Source organism: Aeromonas sp. 600527 (assembly GCF_049175415.1).
GTDB lineage: Bacteria > Pseudomonadota > Gammaproteobacteria > Enterobacterales > Aeromonadaceae > Aeromonas > Aeromonas veronii_A.
This window is the reverse complement of the sequence record NZ_JAAKVA010000001.1, coordinates 307889-328013: the sequence shown is the minus strand read 5'-3', so window position 1 is coordinate 328013 and position 20125 is coordinate 307889. Positions and strand designations below refer to the sequence as shown.

Genomic DNA, 20125 nt, shown 5'->3' with positions numbered 1-20125 from the left:
TATTGTCCTGGCGGGCATTATAACGGACGGACTTTGTCACACCAGCCCGATCTGATACCCGATTTGTGGCTTAAGGTATTTGGCTCAGTGTGTTACCATGTCGCGCTGTTTAAGCCAAAGAACAACTAATTAGGGATAAGGCTTTCTATGAGCGATCTGGCCAGAGAGATCACGCCGGTCAACATCGAAGAAGAGCTCAAGAGTTCCTATCTTGATTACGCCATGAGCGTGATCGTAGGACGAGCTCTGCCGGATGTGCGTGATGGCTTGAAACCGGTTCACCGCCGCGTTCTGTTTGCTATGAACGAGTTGGGGAACGACTGGAACAAGCCCTATAAAAAATCGGCCCGTGTGGTCGGTGACGTAATCGGTAAATATCACCCGCACGGCGATAGCGCTGTGTATGACACCATTGTCCGGATGGCGCAGGATTTCTCCATGCGTTACATGCTGGTCGATGGTCAGGGCAACTTCGGTTCAGTCGACGGCGACAGCGCCGCGGCGATGCGTTATACCGAAGTGCGGATGGCCCGCATCTCCCACGAGCTGCTGGCTGATCTGGACAAAGAGACCGTGGACTGGGTGCCGAACTACGACGGTACCGAGATGATCCCGGCGGTCATGCCTACCAAGGTTCCCAACCTGCTGGTCAACGGCTCCTCCGGTATCGCGGTGGGCATGGCGACCAACATTCCACCTCACAACCTCACCGAGATTGTCAATGGCTGCCTGGCGCTGATCGAAAACGGCGACCTCACCATTGACGAGCTGATGACCTACATCACCGGCCCTGATTTCCCCACCGGCGGCATTATCAACGGTCGTTCCGGCATCGTGCAGGCGTACCGTACCGGTCGTGGCTCCATCTATGTGCGGGCCAAAGCTGAAGTGGAAGTGGACGAGAAGACCAGTCGCGAGACCATCATCGTTCACGAGATCCCCTATCAGGTGAACAAGGCGCGGTTGATCGAGAAGATCGCCGAGCTGGTCAAAGAGAAGAAGATCGAGGGCATCAGTGCCCTGCGCGATGAGTCTGACAAAGACGGCATGCGCATCGTTATCGAGATCAAGCGCGGCGAGTCCGGCGAGATTGTGCTGAACAATCTCTACAAGCACACCCAGATGCAGACCACGTTCGGCATCAACATGGTGGCGCTCGATAACAACCAGCCCAAGGTGATGAACCTTAAAGAGATCCTGGATGCGTTCCTGCTGCACCGCCGTGAAGTGGTGACTCGCCGGACCGTGTTCGAACTGCGCAAGGCGCGGGATCGGGCACACATTTTGGAAGGTTTGGCGGTTGCGCTGGCCAATATCGATCCCATCATTGAGCTGATCCGCCACAGCGCGACCCCGGCCGACGCGAAAGCGGGCCTGGTTGCCAAGGGCTGGGAACTCGGCAACGTGGCCGCCATGCTGGAAAAAGCGGGCGACGACGCAGCACGGCCCGAGTGGCTCGAGCCCGAGTTCGGTATCCGTGAAGGTCAATACTTCCTGACCGAACAGCAAGCCCAGGCCATCCTTGACCTGCGTCTGCACAAGCTGACTGGCCTCGAGCACGAGAAGATCCTGGAAGAGTACCAATCTCTTTTGGATCTCATTGCCGAGCTGCTGCACATCCTGGCGAGCCCGGCTCGTCTGATGGAAGTGATCCGCGATGAACTGCTGGCTGTGCGTGAGCAGTATGGCGACGAGCGTCGCACCGAGATCAGCATGTCCAGTGCCGAGATCAACATCGAAGATCTGATCACCCCGGAAGACGTGGTGGTTACCCTGTCTCACCAGGGCTATGTGAAGTATCAGCCGCTCTCCGACTATGAGGCCCAGCGCCGCGGTGGTCGTGGCAAGTCGGCCACCCGGATCAAGGAAGAGGACTTTGTGGAGCGTCTGCTGGTGGCCAACACCCACGACACCATTTTGTGCTTCTCCACCCGTGGCAAGGTCTACTGGCTCAAGGTTTACCAGCTGCCGGAAGCGTCCCGTGGCGCCCGTGGTCGTCCGATCATCAACTTGCTGCCGCTGGAAGAGGGTGAGCGTATCACCGCTATCCTGCCGGTGAAGGAATATGACGCCGAGAAGTATGTCTTCTTCGCCACCGCCAACGGTACCGTGAAGAAGACCAGTCTCTCCGACTTCAGCCGTCCGCTCTCCTCCGGTATCCGCGCCATCAACCTCAAAGAGGGCGATGAGCTGATCGGGGTGGATATCACCGACGGCAGCAACGAGATCATGCTCTTCTCCGACGCGGGCAAAGTCGTTCGCTTCGCGGAAGGCAGCGGTCGCGCTGATGCCGATGTCAGCGATGACGTTGAAACCGACGACGATGCCGGCAACGACGATGATGGTAGCGACAACGGCGAAGGCACCGAAAGCAAGGGTACCTTCAAGGGTGTGCGTCCCATGGGTCGTACCGCAGCCGGTGTCCGTGGCATCAAGCTGGGCACCGGTGACAAGGTGGTTTCCCTCATCGTTCCGCGAGGCGAAGGTGCCATCCTCACCGCCACCGAGAACGGTTACGGCAAGCGGACTGCGTTGGCCGAATACCCGACCAAGAGCCGTGGTACCCAGGGCGTTATCTCCATCAAGGTGGATGAGCGTAATGGCAAGGTGATCGATGCGATCCAGGTCGAAGATACCGACCAGATCATGCTGATCACCAACGGCGGTACCCTGGTGCGTACCCGTGTTGCCGAGGTGAGCGTCATTGGCCGTAACACCGGCGGTGTCCGTCTGATCCGTACCGGTGAAGACGAGACCGTGGTTGGCCTGCAGCGTATCGCCGAGAGCGACGAAGACGAAAACGACGCTTTGGCCGTTGACGGTGAGGTATCTGAAGGTACCGATACCGCGACCGGCACTGATGCGGTCGATGCGGGCGACGAGTAATCGTCACCTGTTACCCGAGCAACGTCTCTGAGCAAAAAGAGCGACCCTGGTGGTCGCTCTTTTTATTTGTCTGCTTTTTATGACTCTCCGCTGATCTTACGGCTGGATCACTCCTGCAGCCACATTCTGGCGCTGCGGGCGGGAATGGCGACCCGTACCCACTGGCTCTGCACGTTGACCACGGCGCCTTGGTCGAGCACGTCACGATAGTTGCGATACCAGTTCATCTCGAACCTGGCGGTATCGAGCCAGTACTCCTGCTCATAGTCGCACTTGTTGATGCCGACCAGCCCCTGTTTGCCTCGTTTGAACAACACGAAGCAGTCACCGCTGCCGACTAGCTGCATGGGTTGGCCCTGCACCGCATTGTGGAAGCGGATCATTCCCTTGAGATCGGCGCGCTGGTAGTAATCCTGCCAACGCAAGCCATCCTTGTCTCGGGTTTCGCCATGATCGGAGTAGACCAGCGGCGAGCCACCATCGCGGCCGAGCAGGTAGGCATAGGCCAGCTTCTCGTCAGTCTGGCTTAAGATCTGATAGCGGAAGCCGTCGTTGGTGGGGATGTCGTGGGTCACGGCAAAGGTGACGGCGCGACTGCCCGGTAGCGCCTGACCATAGGCGCCCGGATCCGCCAGCAGGTTCATGCTGCCACCGTAACTGAACGCGCCGCGCAAGGAGGCAAACAGCGGAAAGTCATAGGCCCCCTGACCGCTGTTGTCGAGGTAGGGTTTGAGGAAGCGCTCGTAATCGGTGCTACCTGCGCCCCCTGTGGTGATCACCTCGCCAAATACGTGCATCCCCTGTTTGATCTCGGGGGTGAAGATGGCATTGATCTGGTAATCGCTCATGTGTTTGACCGCATCGACCCGAAAACCCTTGATCCCCATCCCCTTGAGCGCCTTGAGATAAGCCTGTTGCTGGCTGACTACCCAGTTGTTGGGATCCAAGTCCGGCAGCCCCTTGTCACCGGCACCGCCACAGAGTCGCCAATACTGGACATGACCCGGATCGCTCCAGTCGCTGATGCACCCTTCGGGATGAAAATCCTGACCGGAGAGGAAGTTTTGCCCGAGATCGCCAAACAGTTTCTGGCGCTCGAAATAGGCCGGGTTGCTGGCGTAGCTTTGCAGCAGGTCGTTGCCGGGATAGTTGAGATCGCTGCGTTTCCAGCTTTCGTTGGCCATGTGGTTGAGCACCACATCGGCATAGACGGCGATGCCCCGCGCTTTCATGGCGGCGATCAGCTGCTCGAGATCCTGTTTGTTGCCAAGGGGTGAGTCGACAAGACGCAGATCCTGCGGCTGGTAACGGGCCCACCATTCGTTGCCGGAGGACTTGAGAGGTGGCGAGATGAGTACCTGTTTGTAACCGGCTGACTTGATAAGGTCGGCTTTGGCGGTCACTTCACTGTACTTCCAGTTGAAGGCGTGCAGTATGACGTCGGCGTGCGCCAAGGGGGCGATCAGCATGCCTGTGATCGCCCATATTCCCGCTGTGTGTTTCATTATTGTGTCCCTGTTTTTATAGATGCCTGAATGGGCAACCCAGCTTTGGCGGGAACAGGATGTGCTGCAATTCACAACCTGCAGATTTGTGACCGCTTTCAGGATGATTTCGCCGAATATGTGAACTGTTTCGGCTTTTCCTCGCCACCGCCAGTTGCCTTTTTACAAGTGATTTTTTTGTCATTTCCCTGTCATTCCCAGTCGCTATCCTGCCGGGCGAGTGGTGCGTTGTTGCCATCACCTTCACCCTCAGGAGCTGCATATGACCAGTTGGATCACGTGGGAAATTTGGTGGAGCCGGGTATGGGGCGAGTCAGAGGTGCCGCAATATGAAGAGGATGAGCACGAAGTGGCTCATGAACCCTCGCGACTACCGGTTGAAATGGTGCAACAGGGGCGGGATCAGCGCGCAGGCTAAGGCGTTAGCCCTCTCTTTACCGGATAGCGCTTTCTTGTCGTGACATGGCTACTTCGTTGGAAAATTCTGAAAAGCGGGATTTCCACGGGATGTGTTGCGCCATATCTTCCTCTCAAGCTCTTGGCACGCCTGATGTGTGAAGGGCGTGAGCAGGGGGATTAGAAGAGCGACAGCTGCTCCCCGGGGCGGATAAACCCATCCAGCCTGAGCTGAATATGACGTTTGCCCAGATCGAGGCGCTTGCTGATGAGGCGAAAGCGCTGGGCCAGCAGATCGGCAAAATGCCCCTCACCGCGCATGCGGGTACCGAAGGCGGTACTGTTGAGCCCGCCACCGCGGCTGGCTCGCAACTGATTCAAAATAGCCTCCTTCTGGCCCGGATAGTGGGTATCGAGCCAGTCCCCAAATAGCGGCGCCAACTCGTGGGGCAGCCGCAGCAGGATGTAATCGGCGCAGCTGGCGCCCGCCTCGGCCGCCGATTTGATGATCTGCTCCAGCTCCGGCTCATTGAGCCGCGGGATCATGGGGGCGGCCAATACCCCCACCTGTACGCCAGCGTTGGCCAGCTTCTCGATCACTTTCAAGCGGCCGGCGCCCGTGCTGGCGCGGGGCTCCAGCTGTCGGCGCAGGGTTTCGTTCAAGGTCGTCACCGACACCATCACCTGACACAGTCCCTCTCTGGCCAGCTCGGTCAACAGATCGAGGTCGCGCAAGATCATGGCGCTCTTGGTAATGAGCCCGACCGGGTGGCGGTGGGCCAGCATCACTTCCAGCAACTGCCGGGTCAGGCGATAGCGCTGTTCGATGGGTTGATAGGGATCGGTATTGGCGCCAATGACGATGGTCTGTGGCTGATAGGCAGGTTTGGCAAACTCCCGGCGCAGCAGGTCGGCTGCATTGCGTTTGGCAAACAGCTTGCTCTCGAAATCGAGGCCGGGGGAGAGCTCCAGATAGGCATGGCTGGGTCTGGCATAGCAGTAGATGCAGCCGTGTTCGCATCCCTGATAGGGGTTGATGGAGCGACCAAAGGGGACATCCGGTGAGCTGTTGTAGCTGATGATGCTGCGTGCACCGATCTCCCGCACCTCGGTGCCAGGCACAGAGGGGGTGAAGGCGGCATCCCAATCGGACGATTGCCAGCCGTCATCGACCGCCTCGACAAGGGGACCGCTAAAACGGTGATCGATATTGTAGGGGCTGCCTCGTCCTGCCATGGTGTGCACCGACACTGTTCATACATACAGTTATTTTGCCGGTGCCCCGGATAAATGACAACAACTGCTGATCGACCGAGTGCAAAAAGGGTTGTCGCTGGGATCTCTTGCTTGATCGCGGCGCTACATTTCGTTTACATAGACGAAATGAGAATTGGATCACGGAAATCATCATGAGCCCCACCACTTCCCGTTGGCTGTTTATCTGTCTGCTTGCGCTGGTTATCTGGCGTCTGCTTCCGCTCTCCACCGAGCAGGAGATGGCTGCCGCCAACCGTGCCTGGCGCACCGGTCACTTCGATGAGGCGACCCGGATCTGGTCGCCACTGGCGGCGCAAGGGCAACCTAGGGCGCAAGCCTTGATGGGCTGGAGCCATGAGGTAGGGCAGGGGAGCGAGCAGGATATCCATCAGGCCATCAGCCTCTATCGCCAGTCGGCGCAGGCAGGTGATCCCTTCGGCCAATACCGGCTGGCAGAGCTCTATCTGCGCGGTGTCGGGGTCAAGCGTGATCTGCGCCAAGCCTTTCACTGGATGGATCAGGCTGCCCGTAATGGTGATGTCCCGGCCATGCTGAAAGTCGGCGTCCTTCATCTGACGGGGGTCAGCGGCAGGGTCGATTTGCCTCAGGCGAAACAGTGGCTCTATCAGGCGGCACAAAAGGGTAACAAGCTGGCGCTTCAGGTGCTGCAAGAGCTGGCGCTGGCCGAGGAGGGGAGCAGTGACTTTGACTTCAACTGGCAATCCCTGCTTGGTGAATAGTCGGTAGGCGACTCATTTGACTGTAGAAAATATCTGCAAATCCGATACAGCACGCCCGACTTCTGGTAGCATGGGGCCGTTTTGGCTTGGTTTGTCACGTTAGACATGTGGTTTACGTGTCAGGCCGTCTTCGCAAAGTGCTGTGGAGAACCAGAACATCACCTTATTTGAATCTCTTTTCCATCCCGCATGTGACCTTTGGTAGGGGTCACCACTGTATAAGGAAACACATAATGCCAATCATTACTCTGCCTGACGGCAGCCAACGTCAATTTGCCCACTCTGTTTCCGTCATGGATGTGGCTGCGGACATCGGTCCCGGTCTCGCCAAGGCGTGCATTGCCGGTCGGGTAAACGGTGAACTGGTGGATGCGTGCGAGCTGATCGAAGCCGATGCTGCGCTGGCCATCATCACCGCCAAAGACGAAGAAGGTCTGGACATCCTGCGCCACTCCTGCGCCCACTTGCTGGGTCATGCTATCAAGCAACTCTGGCCCCAGACCAAGATGGCCATCGGTCCTGTAATCGACAACGGCTTCTACTATGACGTTGATCTTGACCGCACCCTGACCGATGAAGATCTGGCTGCCCTGGAAGAGCGCATGCTGGCGCTGGTAGCCAAGGATTACGACGTCATCAAGAAGAAAGTCTCCTGGCAAGAAGCGCGTGATGTATTCGAAGCGCGCGGCGAGTCTTACAAAGTCGAAATCCTGGATCAGAATATCGCCCGTGATGACCAGCCAGGTCTCTATCATCACGAAGAGTACATCGACATGTGTCGCGGCCCGCACGTGCCCAACATGCGTCACTGCCACCACTTCAAGTTGCTGAAGATGTCCGGCGCCTACTGGCGCGGTGACTCCAACAACAAGATGCTGCAGCGTATCTACGGTACCGCCTGGGCTGACAAGAAGCAGCTCAAGGCCTATCTCCAGCGTCTGGAAGAGGCCGCCAAGCGCGACCACCGCAAGATCGGCAAGCAGCTCGACCTGTATCACATGCAGGAAGAAGCGCCCGGTATGGTGTTCTGGCACAACGATGGCTGGACCATCTTCCGTGAGCTGGAAACCTTTATCCGCGGCAAGCTCAAAGAGTACGACTATCAGGAAGTGAAAGGTCCGTTCATGATGGACCGCGTTCTGTGGGAGCGTTCAGGCCACTGGGAGAAGTATGCCCAGGCCATGTTCACCACCCAGTCCGAAAACCGCGAGTACGCCATCAAGCCGATGAACTGCCCGGGTCACGTCCAGATCTTCAACCAGGGGCTGAAGTCCTACCGTGATTTGCCGCTGCGTATGGCCGAGTTTGGTTCCTGCCACCGCAACGAGCCGTCCGGTTCCCTGCACGGTCTGATGCGGGTGCGCGGCTTTACTCAGGATGACGCTCACATCTTCTGTACCGAAGAGCAGATCATGGAAGAGGTCTCCGGTTGTATTCGTATGGTCTACGACGTGTACGGCACCTTTGGCTTCGAGAACATCGTGGTCAAGCTCTCCACTCGTCCCGAGCAGCGTATCGGCTCCGACGAGATGTGGGATCGCGCCGAGAAAGCCCTGGCCGAAGCGCTGGAGCTCAACGGTCTGAAGTACGATTTGCAGCCGGGTGAAGGGGCGTTCTACGGTCCCAAAATTGAATTTACTCTGCACGATTGCCTTGATCGTGCGTGGCAATGTGGTACCGTGCAGCTCGACTTTGCCCTGCCTGGTCGTCTGGGTGCCACTTATGTGGGCGAAAACAACGATCGCCACGTACCTGTGATGATCCACCGGGCCATCCTGGGTTCTATCGAGCGTTTCATCGGTATTCTGACTGAAGAGTACGCCGGTCTGTTCCCGACCTGGTTGGCACCGACTCAGGCTGTGGTCATGAATATCACGGATAATCAGGCCGATTATGCTGTGAAAGTAGCCAAAGCATTGAATGATGCGGGTCTTCGCGCAAAAGCGGACTTGAGAAATGAGAAGATTGGCTTTAAAATCCGCGAGCATACTTTGAAGCGAGTACCTTTCATGCTGGTCTGCGGCGATAAAGAAGTTGAAGCCGGTAAGATTGCAGTACGTACTCGTAAAGGGGCTGACCTGGGCACTTATCCTGTTGAAGAGTTCATCGCTCTGTTGACCCAGGAAGTTCAGACCCGCGGACAAAAGAAAGTGGAGGAATAAGCTATAAAAGGCGGAAAAAAACTGGGTAAGCAACCGCAAGCCCGCGCTCACCGGATCAATGAAGAGATCCGTCTGAAAGAAGTTCGTCTGACTGGTCTGGATGGTGAAGCCATTGGCATCACCTCCATTCAGGATGCTCTGAACTTGGCCGCAGAGGCCGGAGTTGATCTGGTCGAGATCAGTCCAAATGCTGAGCCGCCCGTTTGCCGGATCATGGATTACGGCAAATTCCTCTACGAAAAGAGCAAAACAACCAAAGAACAGAAGAAAAAGCAGAAAGTCGTCCAGGTCAAGGAAATCAAATTCCGTCCTGGCACTGACGAAGGCGACTATCAGGTAAAACTACGCAACCTGGTTCGCTTTCTGGAAGACGGGGACAAGGCTAAGGTCACTCTGCGCTTCCGTGGTCGTGAAATGGCCCACCAGGATCTTGGTATCAAGGTTTTGGAGCGTGTCAAGAACGATCTGGAAGAGTTGGCCGTAGTCGAGTCGTTCCCGAAAGTCGAAGGCCGTCAAGCTGTGATGGTCCTCGCACCTAAGAAGAAATCTTAAGGCCCACAAGAAATTGACTCATGGGGCTATCCCCATGAGTCGGTTCGCCTTGCGATTTTGTTGTCACTCACAATGCGGAGTATGAAATGCCGAAGATGAAAACCAACCGGGGCGCCGCAAAGCGCTTCAAGAAGACTGGCTCAGGTCGCTTCAAGTGCAAGCACAACCACCTGCGTCACATCCTGACCAAGAAGAGCAGTAAGCGTAAGCGTCAGCTGGGACCGAAGTTCTTTGTTTCCGCTGCCGACCACAAACGTGTTGTCGCTTGTCTGCCGTACGCATAAGGGGGGATGTGAAAAATGCCAAGAGTTAAACGTGGTGTGACTGCTCGTGCTCGTCACAAGAAAGTAATGAAAGCCGCCAAGGGTTACTACGGCGCCCGTTCCCGTGTCTACCGCGTAGCGGTACAAGCGGTAACCAAAGCTGGTCAGTATGCCTACCGTGACCGTCGCCAGAAAAAGCGTCAGTTCCGTCAGCTGTGGATTGCACGTATCAACGCTGCAGCCCGTCAGAACGGTCTGTCCTACAGCCGTCTGATCAACGGTCTGAAGAAGGCTTCTATCGAGATCGATCGCAAGATCCTCTCCGATATCGCCGTTCACGACAAGCTGGCTTTCACCGCCCTGGTTGAAAAAGCTAAAGCAGCTCTGGTCTAATCCAGCTCTGTTATAAAAAATAAAGGAGGCTCAGGCCTCCTTTTTTGTATCTGTAATCCGCAGCGCTACATCACATAGTCCTTTCTCTTGCTACATCTGTCAGCCGGTTAACACATTCTCCACAGAAGGTGATATGTGAGAGATGTCTAGTTATACAAACATCAGATATGCCAACAAACTAATTTTTTATTCCATTATTTGAGAGTGTAGGTGAGCTGGTGAGACTCACTTGATATAACAAAATGATTTGTAGGGAGAAAAGCCCACCTTAACTATGGTCAGCGAAGGGGCTTTTTTTGTATTATTCCCCTCTTGACCTTATTTAGCCTAAAGGCTCCTGTACCGGGAGTGGTGACGAGGAAGACATGCAACAGCTTGAAGAAGTAGTCGGCCAAGCCAGAGCCGAAATTGAGGGCGTGAGCGATATCGCTACCCTCGACGAGATCCGGGTCAAATATCTGGGTAAAAAGGGCTTTTTTACCGAGCAGATGAAGGGCCTGGGTGCCTTGTCTGCCGAAGAGCGTCCCGCCGCGGGCGCCGTGATCAACCAGGCCAAACAGCAGGTTCAGGATGCGCTGAACGAGCGTCGTGAAGCGCTCGAAATCGCCGTGCTGAATCAGAAGCTGGCCGCCGAGACCATCGACGTCAGCCTGCCGGGTCGCCGCATCGAGAATGGCGGTCTTCATCCTGTAACCCGCACCATCGAGCGCATCGAGCGCCTGTTTGGCGAGATGGGCTTCAAGGTTGCCCGTGGTCCCGAGATTGAAGATGGCTTCCACAACTTCGATGCGCTGAACATTCCGGCTCATCACCCGGCGCGTACCGATCACGATACCTTCTACTTCAATCCTGATCTGATGTTGCGTACCCACACCTCCGGTGTGCAGATCCGCACCATGGAGCATCAGCAGCCGCCGATCCGCATCATCGCGCCGGGCCGCGTCTATCGTAACGACTACGACATGACCCATACCCCGATGTTCCACCAAGTCGAAGGCCTGCTGGTCGACGAACATGCCAGCTTTACCGAACTGAAGGGCATTCTGCACGACTTCCTGCGCAACTACTTCGAGGAAGATCTGACCATTCGCTTTCGTCCTTCCTACTTCCCGTTCACCGAGCCTAGCGCCGAAGTCGACGTGATGGGCAAGAACGGCAAGTGGCTGGAAGTGCTGGGCTGCGGCATGGTGCACCCGAATGTACTGCGTTCGGTTGGCATCGATCCGGAAAAATACTCCGGCTTTGCCTTCGGCATGGGCGTTGAGCGCCTGACCATGCTGCGTTACGGGGTCAACGACCTGCGTGCCTTCTTCGAAAACGACCTGCGCTTCCTCAAGCAGTTCAAGTAAGGGCGAGAGAACATGAAATTCAGTAAATCCTGGGTGATGGAGTGGGTCCGCACCGAGTTGAGTGACAACGCACTGGCCGAGCAGATCACCATGGCCGGTCTGGAAGTGGACGCCGTGGAAGCGGTTGCCGGCCAGTTCAACAATGTGGTGGTGGGTGAAGTGGTCGAGTGCGCCCAGCATCCGGACGCCGACAAGCTGCGGGTGACCAAGGTCAACGTGGGCGAGGCCGAGCTGCTGGACATTGTCTGCGGTGCACCGAACTGCCGTCAGGGCTTGAAAGTGTGTGTGGCCAAAGTAGGGGCGACCCTGCCGGGTGATTTCACCATCAAGAAAGCCAAGCTGCGCGGCCAGCCGTCCCACGGCATGCTCTGTTCCTTCGGCGAGCTGGGTATCGACGTTGAAGCCGATGGCATCATTGAGCTGCCGGCCGATGCCCCCATCGGTACCGATATTCGCGACTACCTCAATCTGAACGACGTCTCCATCGATGTGGATCTGACTCCGAACCGTGCCGATTGCCTCGGTATCGCCGGTCTGGCCCGTGAAATTGGCGTGCTTAACAGCGTGGACGTGGTCGAGCCGACCTGGGCACCAGCTGTTGCCACCATTGATGCAACTTTCCCGATCCGGGTTGAAGCACCAGCTGATTGCCCCCGTTATCTGGGCCGCGTCATCAAGGGGCTGAACTTGCAGGCCCAGAGCCCGCTCTGGATGCAAGAGAAGCTGCGCCGTGGCGGCATTCGCTCCATCGACGCCATCGTCGACATCACCAACTATCTGCTGCTGGAATACGGTCAGCCGATGCACGCCTTCGATCTGGCTACCCTGGAAGGGGAACTGGTGGTACGTCGCGCCCACGCTGACGAGCCGATGACCCTGCTCGACGGTAACGAAGTGAAGCTCAAAGAGACCACCTTGGTGATTGCCGATGCCAAAGGTCCTGCCTGCATGGCCGGTATCTTCGGCGGCAACCGCACCGGTGTATCCGAGACCACTACCGACATCTTGCTGGAGTGCGCCTTCTTCGCGCCGCTCTCCATCACAGGTCGTGCCCGTGCTTACGGTCTGCACACCGACTCTTCCCATCGCTTCGAGCGTGGGGTTGATCCCGAGCTGCAAGCCAAGGTGATGGACAGAGCCACCCGTCTGCTGTTGGACATCTGCGGCGGTGAAGCGGGTCCGGTCATCGAGGTCAAATCCGATGCCCATCTGCCGAAAGCTGCCCCCATCAAGCTGCGTCGCGCCAAGCTCGACAAGGTGATCGGTATCAGCGTGGCGGATGCTCAGGTGGTCGAGATCCTGACCCGCCTCGGCATGCAAGTCACTGTGGATGCTGACGGTTGGACGGCTCTGGCACCCTCCTGGCGTTTCGATATCGCCATCGAGGAAGATCTCATCGAGGAAGTGGCCCGCATCTACGGCTACAACAATATCCCGAACCTGAAACCCACCGCCTCTCTGGCGATGGTGGAGCAGGCAGAAGGGCAGGTGACCCTGAAGCGCGTACGCGATCTGCTGGTTGACCGCGGTTTCCAGGAAGCGATCACCTACAGCTTCGTCGATCCCAAGACCCAGCAAACCCTGTTCCCGCAGAGCGATGCCATCGTACTGCCGAACCCGATCTCGGTCGAGATGTCCGCCATGCGCGTCTCTCTGTTCCCGGGTCTGGTGCAGGCCGTCGTTTACAACCAGAACCGTCAGCAGCCGCGCGTGCGTCTGTTCGAGCAGGGTCTGCGTTTCATCAAGGATGAAAGCGCCGAGAACGGCATCCGTCAGGAGCCGATGCTGGCCGGTATCATCACTGGCAACCAGAGCGACGAGCACTGGGATATCAAAACCCGCGCCGCCGACTTCTTTGATTTGAAAGGGGATCTGGAAGCGGTGCTGGAATTGACCGCCGAAGGGGCCACCTTTACCTTCGAGCGCACCGAGCACAGCGCCCTGCACCCGGGCCAGAGCGCAGCCATCCTGCGCAATGGCGAGATCATCGGCCACATCGGCGTGATCCACCCGAGCCTCGAGAAGAAGCTGGGCCTCAAGAGCCGCGCGGTGATGTTTGAGCTGGAGCTGGACAAGCTGACCCCGGCCAAGGTGCCTGTGGCAGCCGAAGTTTCCAAGTTCCCAGCGAACCGTCGCGACATCGCCGTCGTGGTCGATCGTCAGGTTCTGGCAGGTGATGTGCTTGCGGTAATTAAAAAAGTTGGCGGAAATCAGGTAGTTGGAATAAACTTGTTTGACGTATACCAGGGTGCTTGTATGGCAGAGGACAAGAAGAGCCTGGCCATCAGTCTTGTATTGCAAGACACCCAGCGCACCCTGGAGGAGAAAGAGATTGCCGAGACCGTAGACAATGTCGTGCGGGCCCTTGGTGAAGAGTTGAATGCATCCTTGAGGGATTGATCTATGGCGCTTACCAAAGCCGACATTGCAGAGCACCTGTTCACCCAGCTCGGGATGAGCAAGCGTGAAGCCAAAGATATGGTGGAAGCCTTCTTTGAGGAAATCCGACAGGCGCTTGAGCGTGGTGAACAAGTCAAGATTTCAGGCTTCGGTAACTTTGACCTTCGTGAGAAGAATCAGCGTCCCGGACGCAACCCCAAGACGGGCGAGGATATTCCTATCAGCGCCCGCCGCGTGGTGACCTTCCGGCCTGGCCAGAAGCTCAAGGCCAGGGTAGAAAATGTTGAACCCAACGAGTGATAAAAAGCCAGGCAGATGCCTGGCTTTTGTTTTCAGATGACCAAATTCCCCGTTTTTCTTCTGGGTGCCGTACTGGCACTGCCATTGCACGCCAAGCCTTTGCAGACCACAGTGCTGCCGTTGGCGCCGGCGACCCAGGCTTATGTAAATTCACTGAGTCAGCTTTCGCTCTGCTATCCTGCGACGCTTCCTCCACCATACCTGATGGCCGAGGGGGGACTGCTCAAGGATCGTCTCGCCCGGTTGCAGGAGCTATTCCCGGTTCCCCTCGTGCTCAAAGAGTTGCCCGATTGGCAGACATTGCGCAACGGGCTCACAGAGGGTGACTGTGACATCATTCCCTATGTCGGAACCCGCAAGAAGGCCGTGGAGGGCATGCGGTTAAGTCGTCCGATGATGGAGACCGATGCCGCCATCCTCTACAAGGGTGAAAATCTCAAACAGGCCCGCTTTCTGGTCTACTCGGTGGTAGACTCTGCCCGCCTGCTGCACGAGCTATATCCCCAGGCGCGCATTATTTCCCTAAAGAGCGGAGAGAAGGTCTATGACGCGTTGCAGAGCGGCAAGGGTGATGCCTATCTGGGAGACTATCTGCAACTGCGCTATCTGATGCGCGAGTTTCCTGCCGATGGGTTGCGCCTGCGCCGCCTGTTTGGTGAGGATCGGATCATCAGCTATCGCCTGATGATGCGTGATCAGCCTGAGTTGGCCAACCTGGTGGACACCCTGATCCGTCATATGCCAGCCGGTACTATCTATACCGATCTGGCCCGTTATCTCGATCAGGGGTCGCTCTACGTCAACCAGCCCCACTTCAGTGATACCGAGCAGGCCTGGTTATCTGGTCGTGGTCGTACCGTGCGTTTGGTGGTCAATCCCGATCTGATGCCCTATAGCGGCGTCAATGAGCTGGGGGAGGCGAAAGGGTGGAGTGCAGACGTGCTGCGTTGGGTTACCCAGGAAACGGGTCTGAAATACCAGCTGGTGCCTGCCGCCAGCAAGGCGGAGGCTGTAGAAAAGCTGCGCCGTGGTGAGGCGGATATGATGGCCGGCTTGCCGGAATCCCCGGCATTGACGGATCAGTTCATTTTCAGTCGGACGATCTCCACCAACCGGTTTGCCTTGATCAGCAAGCGCAAGCAGGCTGCCGATCGCATGGCGCAGCTCAAGCGGCAGCGTATTCTGGTGCTGGAATCCCTCTACGATCCCTCCTTGCTCGCCCTGCTCGGTGATCAGGAGTGGGTTCGCACCGACGGCATCGAACAGGGGCTTGCAGCGATCAAACAGGGCAAGGCTGACGCCATGCTGAGCGAGCTATATCAGCTGCAATATCCCCAGCGTACCAACTTGCTGGAAGGGCTCGATATCGAGGAGCTGGAAGATCGCTTCAGTCTTGGCTTTGCCATCAACAAGAGTCAGACCGAACTGGCAGGGGTGATGGATCGCAACCTGATGGCCCTGACCAGCACCCAGATCGACGAACTTAACCAGCGCTGGCGCCGCTTGCTCGTCGTGCAGCAGCCCGGCGTGAGCTACGCCGCCTGGTTTGGCTCCATCGCCATGGCACTGCTGATCAGCGGCATTGTCATTGGCGGGATCTGGCGGTCTCGTCAGCAACTGGCACGGGAGGTGGCCCAGCGTCACGCCGCCGAGAAGGCGCTGGCCATCGAGAGCGAGCTGCGGGAAACCATGTTTCAGGCGTTGCCGGTGCCCGTCTATCTGCGCAATAGCCAGGGCAAGGTGATCAAATCCAATAAACAGGGGCGACGTCTGGCCCTGCGCTATTCGCAGCAGTTGATGCTGCCGCCGGTACAGCCGCAAAAGAGCGAAGGGGAGCTGGTGCTGGGGGATCAGGTCTTCGCCTATGCCCAGCATCCGCTGCGGCTGGACAAGCAGGCACCTGCCACCGATCTCATCGCCCTGTCGGATATCAGTGTGCTGCGTGAGCAGGCCCGTTTCCTGCGTCAGGCAGAGCGCCGCCTGCGCGCCCTGACCAATACCGTGCCCGGCGTGGTGCTGCAGTTTATGTTCGAGCAGGGACGGGTAGGGGGGATCGAGTTTATCAGCCGGGGCTGTTACGAGCTGCTGGGGCTGGCGAGTCAGCAGATCCGTCGTGAGCCCAAACGTGTGCTCATTATGCTGGAGCGCGAGGATCGCCGTCGGGTAAGCCGTGAGATGTTCGCCATGTTGCAGGCTGGCAAACCCTTCGCGTTCACCATGCGCTATTACCATCCGACCAAGGGTCTGCGCTGGTTGCAGCTCTATGGCCGTGGCCGCAGTCAACCGCAGGGTTGGCGAATTTATGCGGTGATGCAGGATGCCACTACCAGGGTCGAGCAGGATCAGGCATTGCAGCACTCCCATGAGCAGGCGCAACAGGCCGTTCTGGCCAAGGGGCGCTTTTTGGCCGCCATCAGCCACGAGATCCGCACGCCGATGAACGCCATGCTCGGCTTGCTGGAGTGGCTGGCCAGTACTCCTTTGTCGAGAGAGCAAGACTCTGCGCTGGCGCGGGTGCGTCAGGCGGGGGATGAGCTGCTCGGCCTGCTCAACGATGTGCTCGACTTTAGCCGCAACGAAAACAGCAAACTCTCCCTCTCGCCGCAACCCACCGATTTTGCCGAACTGTGCGAGCACGTGGCGGCAGTGCACTGGACCAAGGCGCGGGCCAAGGGATTGCAACTGCGCCTTAAGTTGGACCCGGCTCTGCCAGCCCTGCAGACCCTCGACCCTCACCGGGTACGGCAAGTGCTCCACAACCTGCTCTCCAATGCCATCAAGTTCAGCCTGCGTGGGGAAGTGGTGCTGTGGGCTGAGGTGGTCGCATCGACCTTGCGCTTCGGTGTGGATGATCAGGGACCGGGAATCACCGCCAAGATGCGCACCACGCTCTTTATGCCGTTCGAGCAGTTTGCCGTTGAAGGGCAGCTGCGGGCGCCGGGCACCGGTCTTGGTCTGGCGATCTGCAAGCAGCTGGTCGATCAGATGGGGGGGCTTATCGATGTCGAGGGGCGTGTCGGTGGCGGTAGCCGCTTCTATTGCGAGTTGCCCCTGAAGCGGGTGCAGCAGGAGCCGGACTGGCAGCCCAATGTGCGGCAGCTGGCACTCTCTTTACCCCACGATGAGGCGCAAGCTCTCTCGCCCTGGCTCAGTCGATTGGGGATCGCCACCGTCAGCAACGCCGTTGATACGCTGCAAGCGGAGGTGGACGAGAAGGGGCTCTACTATTGGGCCTGGCAAGGGGAGTCCTGGGTGCCAGGGACCATCATCAACCTGCTGCAGCCACGGCTGACCCCGGATCAACCGGTCGCTGGCACCCAGCCCGGGCTCGGCATGCGGGTGCTGCTGGTTGAAGATCACGATGTCAATCGCGAGCTGATCAGCCTGCAACTGGGGCAACTTGGTGCCAGCGTTATCACTGCCGCCAACGGGCAGCTGGCGCTGGAGATGTTGGCACAACAGGAGGTGGATTTTGTGCTGACCGATCTGCAGATGCCGGTGATGAACGGGGCCGAGCTGTGCAGGCAATTGCGCCAATCCGCCCGTTGGGCCCGTCTGCCGGTCTATGTGATCACCGCAGATCTCAGTGATCAGGCGGCAAGGGAGCTGCAATCCTGCGGTTGCGATGGCCATCTGGACAAGCCGGTCGCCCTCAAGGAGCTGGCGACCTTGCTGCGCCATATTGCCAAAGAGGGGAGCAATGTTGTCGCCCCGACACCGGTTGCCTCGCTGCTGACCGATGAACTGGCCGCCCTTTATCTGAAGGCTACCCGTGATGATTTGGCCGAACTTGAGCGCTGCAGCACAGAAGAAGATGAAGTTGGCGTGAATGCTGCTTTACACAAGTTGAAGGGGGCCGCCAGAATGGTAGGGGCGACTGCGTTGGTGGCGGCCATTGAAGAGTGGCAACAGGCGCCCCATCCGATGCTGCAAGCCAGATTGAACCGGGCACTGGATGAGTTCAGCCAGCAGTTTTCAAAGAGGGCTCAAGATGATCATCACTGATGAAGAATTACTGGCGTTGCTCGATTCGGAAGAGCATGAGGCGGCAGGATTTTGCCCCATTGTGCTCTATGCCCTCGACAGCACCGCCCATGAGTTGGCCAGCACCATGACATTGCCCTCCTATGTCACGCTGCACCGTACCCGACCGGATGCCTGCTGGCAGTGGGAAGGGCTGTTTGCGGCAGGTGCCATTGCCCTTTACGACCCCGCCGCTCATCAGCAGGCGGATTACTTCCCCCAGTTGCAGCAGCATGAGGGAATTTACGCTATTGGCGAGGATTGGCTGGGGGGGCTTGCCGCCAGTTACCGTAACTGGTGCAACTGGCTGGCCGCTAACAAGGTGCTGCTGCTCGAGGATCACCCGTTTCAGGGGATGCAACTGCAACAGACCATCGCCGGGTTGGGGCTCTCCTGTCAGTGGGTACAGGATGAATCGGCCTGTCTTGCGGCATTGTCGGCGGGCGACATCAGCCTGCTGGTGTGCGATCTCAGCCTAGTGGAGCAAGATGCCATCAGTCTGCTGATGAACCAGCCCCAGTTGCAGGAGGCCGGGCTGCCCATTGTGCTGCTTTCGGCCCATGAGCAGACGCTGATCGACGGTGCCCGCCGCCTGCTGCACGATGCCGGTTTCAATATTCTGGCGGCGCTGGCCAAGCCGCTTGATTGCGACGAGCTGCTCAGGTTGCTGCGTCGACTCTATCTGGGCCCGCTGCGTCAGCAGCGCTTGAGCGGCCAGCGCCGCTCCATCCGCCGGTGGCAGGGGGATGTGCAGGGTCAGCTTGGGCTGCTCTCCAGTCCCGCGACCCCTCATCCGGTCTGGCTGGCGGTAACGGGTTTACCCAGCCGCTGGGAGGCGCTCAAAGATTGGCTGACGGAGCAGTCGCGTACCCCAGCCGAACTGACCCTGCTGATCCACCGTCGTGACCACCTGCTCGGCAATGCCGATCGCTTCGCGCTGGTGCTGCAAGCCAGTCTGGCGGGGAGCAAGCTGGCGCTGCTGCTCGATAACAGCCAGCATCTGCCATTCGATCTGCTGGAGCGTTTGCCGCTGCAAGCCTTGCTGCTGGGGCAGGGGATCTTGCCGGAGATGGAGTCCTTGACCGGTGACTCCCTGCTGGGACGCTTTATGGCCCGGGTTCGGGAGCTGGGGATCGCCGTCTATCTGGATGATCCTTACAACCTGCTCGACGTCGAGGTGTGGCGAGAGCGCGGTATGACGGGGCGCTGGTAAGCCATGCCGCGCTACCTCTGCTGGCCCATGCACCGGGAGCGCCTTGGCAAAGGACTGGAGGGCTGGCCCCATCCGGTTTCCCGAGCTGCGCTGCCACTGGCGATGCAGGTATCCGGGGTGCCTTGCCTGCTGCGCGAGCTGCATGGGGTGGCGCCTGCCCGCATGCTGGCCGCTTACGATGCATTGAGTGAAGAGAGCATCTATCTGCGCTTTATGCGTCCGAAACGGACACCGCCACCGGAACAGGTGGCCCAATTTCTCAATTACCATCCCGAACAACAGATCTCGCTGTTGCTGACCGATCTGGCCGGTGAGCCGCTGGCTCAGGCGCAATCAATCCGCCGCCGCCTTCATCCCGATCGGGCGGAGTTTTCTTGCATCGTGGCGGATCACTTTCAGCACAAGGGGGCGGGGAGGCGCATTCTGCTGGCGCTGGCACTGCTGGCCAGAGCGGACGGGATCCGGGAGTGGACGGCGGAAGTGCTGGCCCAGAACCGGCCCATGCTGACTCTGCTCAAGCACCTTGGCTTGCCGCTGACTCTGGTGACCGGACGGGAGATGGTCTTTGTCAGGCTGGATCTGTCGGTACTGGATGCCTGGTTACCCGTGCCGCCAGCGGCGCCGCTTAAGACCAAGGGCGAATAGTGACACTTTTTTCCCTGTGCTAAGGTCACATTTATTGTGCA

At 58.2% G+C, this 20125-nt stretch carries 15 protein-coding genes; 13 read left to right on the top strand and 2 right to left on the bottom strand.

Annotation, left to right across the window (positions count from 1 at the left end; translation table 11 throughout):
* Positions 1-147: 147 nt before the first annotated feature.
* Positions 148-2886 (top strand): DNA topoisomerase (ATP-hydrolyzing) subunit A, encoded by a 2739-nt coding sequence (gene gyrA / locus G5154_RS01490; RefSeq protein ID WP_421250162.1) that lies wholly within the window; start codon positions 148-150, stop codon positions 2884-2886.
* 107 nt (positions 2887-2993) lie between these two features.
* Here gyrA and G5154_RS01485 read toward each other — a convergent pair whose 3' ends face one another.
* The gene (locus G5154_RS01485) at positions 2994-4391 is read right to left on the bottom strand and encodes an alpha-amylase family protein (protein WP_421250161.1); all 1398 of its coding nucleotides are present in this window, start codon (positions 4389-4391) and stop codon (positions 2994-2996) included.
* 262 nt (positions 4392-4653) lie between these two features.
* Between G5154_RS01485 and G5154_RS01480 the strand changes: the two genes are divergently transcribed.
* Complete coding sequence (locus G5154_RS01480; RefSeq protein WP_005336695.1) at positions 4654-4809, top strand: hypothetical protein; 156 nt, start codon at positions 4654-4656, stop codon at positions 4807-4809.
* A gap of 158 nt (positions 4810-4967) precedes the next feature.
* Here the strand turns inward: G5154_RS01480 and G5154_RS01475 are convergent, their stop codons facing one another.
* Positions 4968-6023, bottom strand: coding sequence for a PA0069 family radical SAM protein (locus G5154_RS01475; protein ID WP_337072215.1), 1056 nt, complete (start codon positions 6021-6023; stop codon positions 4968-4970).
* A 173-nt stretch (positions 6024-6196) separates the two neighbouring features.
* Here G5154_RS01475 and G5154_RS01470 point away from each other — a divergent pair, with 173 nt between their 5' ends.
* From G5154_RS01470 to G5154_RS01420, 11 genes are all read left to right on the top strand, one after another.
* Positions 6197-6784, top strand: a complete 588-nt coding sequence (locus G5154_RS01470) for a tetratricopeptide repeat protein (RefSeq protein ID WP_421250160.1) — start codon at positions 6197-6199, stop codon at positions 6782-6784.
* A gap of 233 nt (positions 6785-7017) precedes the next feature.
* A complete protein-coding gene (gene thrS / locus G5154_RS01465) occupies positions 7018-8946 on the top strand; it encodes a threonine--tRNA ligase (RefSeq protein ID WP_005336690.1) in 1929 nt (642 codons plus the stop codon).
* Positions 8947-8967: 21 nt separating this feature from the next.
* Positions 8968-9498, top strand: coding sequence for a translation initiation factor IF-3 (gene infC / locus G5154_RS01460; protein ID WP_196783562.1), 531 nt, complete (start codon positions 8968-8970; stop codon positions 9496-9498).
* A gap of 86 nt (positions 9499-9584) precedes the next feature.
* Complete coding sequence (rpmI, locus tag G5154_RS01455) at positions 9585-9782, top strand: 50S ribosomal protein L35 (RefSeq protein ID WP_005300673.1); 198 nt, start codon at positions 9585-9587, stop codon at positions 9780-9782.
* Positions 9783-9797: 15 nt separating this feature from the next.
* A complete protein-coding gene (gene rplT, locus G5154_RS01450) occupies positions 9798-10154 on the top strand; it encodes a 50S ribosomal protein L20 (RefSeq protein ID WP_005300683.1) in 357 nt (118 codons plus the stop codon).
* 365 nt (positions 10155-10519) lie between these two features.
* Positions 10520-11503 carry a phenylalanine--tRNA ligase subunit alpha gene (gene pheS / locus G5154_RS01445; protein WP_139459358.1) on the top strand — a complete coding sequence of 328 codons (984 nt, stop codon included), beginning with the start codon at positions 10520-10522 and terminating at the stop codon, positions 11501-11503.
* 12 nt (positions 11504-11515) lie between these two features.
* Positions 11516-13903 carry a phenylalanine--tRNA ligase subunit beta gene (gene pheT / locus G5154_RS01440; RefSeq protein WP_421263849.1) on the top strand — a complete coding sequence of 796 codons (2388 nt, stop codon included), beginning with the start codon at positions 11516-11518 and terminating at the stop codon, positions 13901-13903.
* 3 nt (positions 13904-13906) lie between these two features.
* Positions 13907-14203, top strand: coding sequence for an integration host factor subunit alpha (gene ihfA, locus G5154_RS01435; protein WP_005300715.1), 297 nt, complete (start codon positions 13907-13909; stop codon positions 14201-14203).
* A gap of 15 nt (positions 14204-14218) precedes the next feature.
* On the top strand, positions 14219-18208 hold the full coding sequence (locus G5154_RS01430) for a response regulator (RefSeq protein WP_421250158.1): 3990 nt from the start codon (positions 14219-14221) through the stop codon (positions 18206-18208).
* The gene (locus G5154_RS01425) at positions 18195-19439 is read left to right on the top strand and encodes a response regulator (protein ID WP_335840912.1); all 1245 of its coding nucleotides are present in this window, start codon (positions 18195-18197) and stop codon (positions 19437-19439) included. Before G5154_RS01430 ends, G5154_RS01425 begins: the two co-directional genes overlap by 14 nt.
* Positions 19440-19442: 3 nt before the next feature.
* Positions 19443-20084: a GNAT family N-acetyltransferase gene (locus G5154_RS01420; RefSeq protein ID WP_421250157.1), complete on the top strand. Its 642-nt coding sequence runs from the start codon at positions 19443-19445 to the stop codon at positions 20082-20084.
* Positions 20085-20125 lie beyond the last annotated feature (41 nt).

What these genes read in the sequence shown, in the direction of transcription:
- gyrA (WP_421250162.1), top strand. Translation starts at nt 148, where the DNA reads ATGAGCGATCTGGCCAGAGAGATCACGCCGGTCAACATCGAAGAAGAG.
- G5154_RS01485 (WP_421250161.1), bottom strand. Translation starts at nt 4,391, where the DNA reads ATGAAACACACAGCGGGAATATGGGCGATCACAGGCATGCTGATCGCC.
- G5154_RS01480 (WP_005336695.1), top strand. Translation starts at nt 4,654, where the DNA reads ATGACCAGTTGGATCACGTGGGAAATTTGGTGGAGCCGGGTATGGGGC.
- G5154_RS01475 (WP_337072215.1), bottom strand. Translation starts at nt 6,023, where the DNA reads ATGGCAGGACGAGGCAGCCCCTACAATATCGATCACCGTTTTAGCGGT.
- G5154_RS01470 (WP_421250160.1), top strand. Translation starts at nt 6,197, where the DNA reads ATGAGCCCCACCACTTCCCGTTGGCTGTTTATCTGTCTGCTTGCGCTG.
- thrS (WP_005336690.1), top strand. Translation starts at nt 7,018, where the DNA reads ATGCCAATCATTACTCTGCCTGACGGCAGCCAACGTCAATTTGCCCAC.
- rpmI (WP_005300673.1), top strand. Translation starts at nt 9,585, where the DNA reads ATGCCGAAGATGAAAACCAACCGGGGCGCCGCAAAGCGCTTCAAGAAG.
- rplT (WP_005300683.1), top strand. Translation starts at nt 9,798, where the DNA reads ATGCCAAGAGTTAAACGTGGTGTGACTGCTCGTGCTCGTCACAAGAAA.
- pheS (WP_139459358.1), top strand. Translation starts at nt 10,520, where the DNA reads ATGCAACAGCTTGAAGAAGTAGTCGGCCAAGCCAGAGCCGAAATTGAG.
- pheT (WP_421263849.1), top strand. Translation starts at nt 11,516, where the DNA reads ATGAAATTCAGTAAATCCTGGGTGATGGAGTGGGTCCGCACCGAGTTG.
- ihfA (WP_005300715.1), top strand. Translation starts at nt 13,907, where the DNA reads ATGGCGCTTACCAAAGCCGACATTGCAGAGCACCTGTTCACCCAGCTC.
- G5154_RS01430 (WP_421250158.1), top strand. Translation starts at nt 14,219, where the DNA reads ATGCCTGGCTTTTGTTTTCAGATGACCAAATTCCCCGTTTTTCTTCTG.
- G5154_RS01425 (WP_335840912.1), top strand. Translation starts at nt 18,195, where the DNA reads ATGATCATCACTGATGAAGAATTACTGGCGTTGCTCGATTCGGAAGAG.
- G5154_RS01420 (WP_421250157.1), top strand. Translation starts at nt 19,443, where the DNA reads ATGCCGCGCTACCTCTGCTGGCCCATGCACCGGGAGCGCCTTGGCAAA.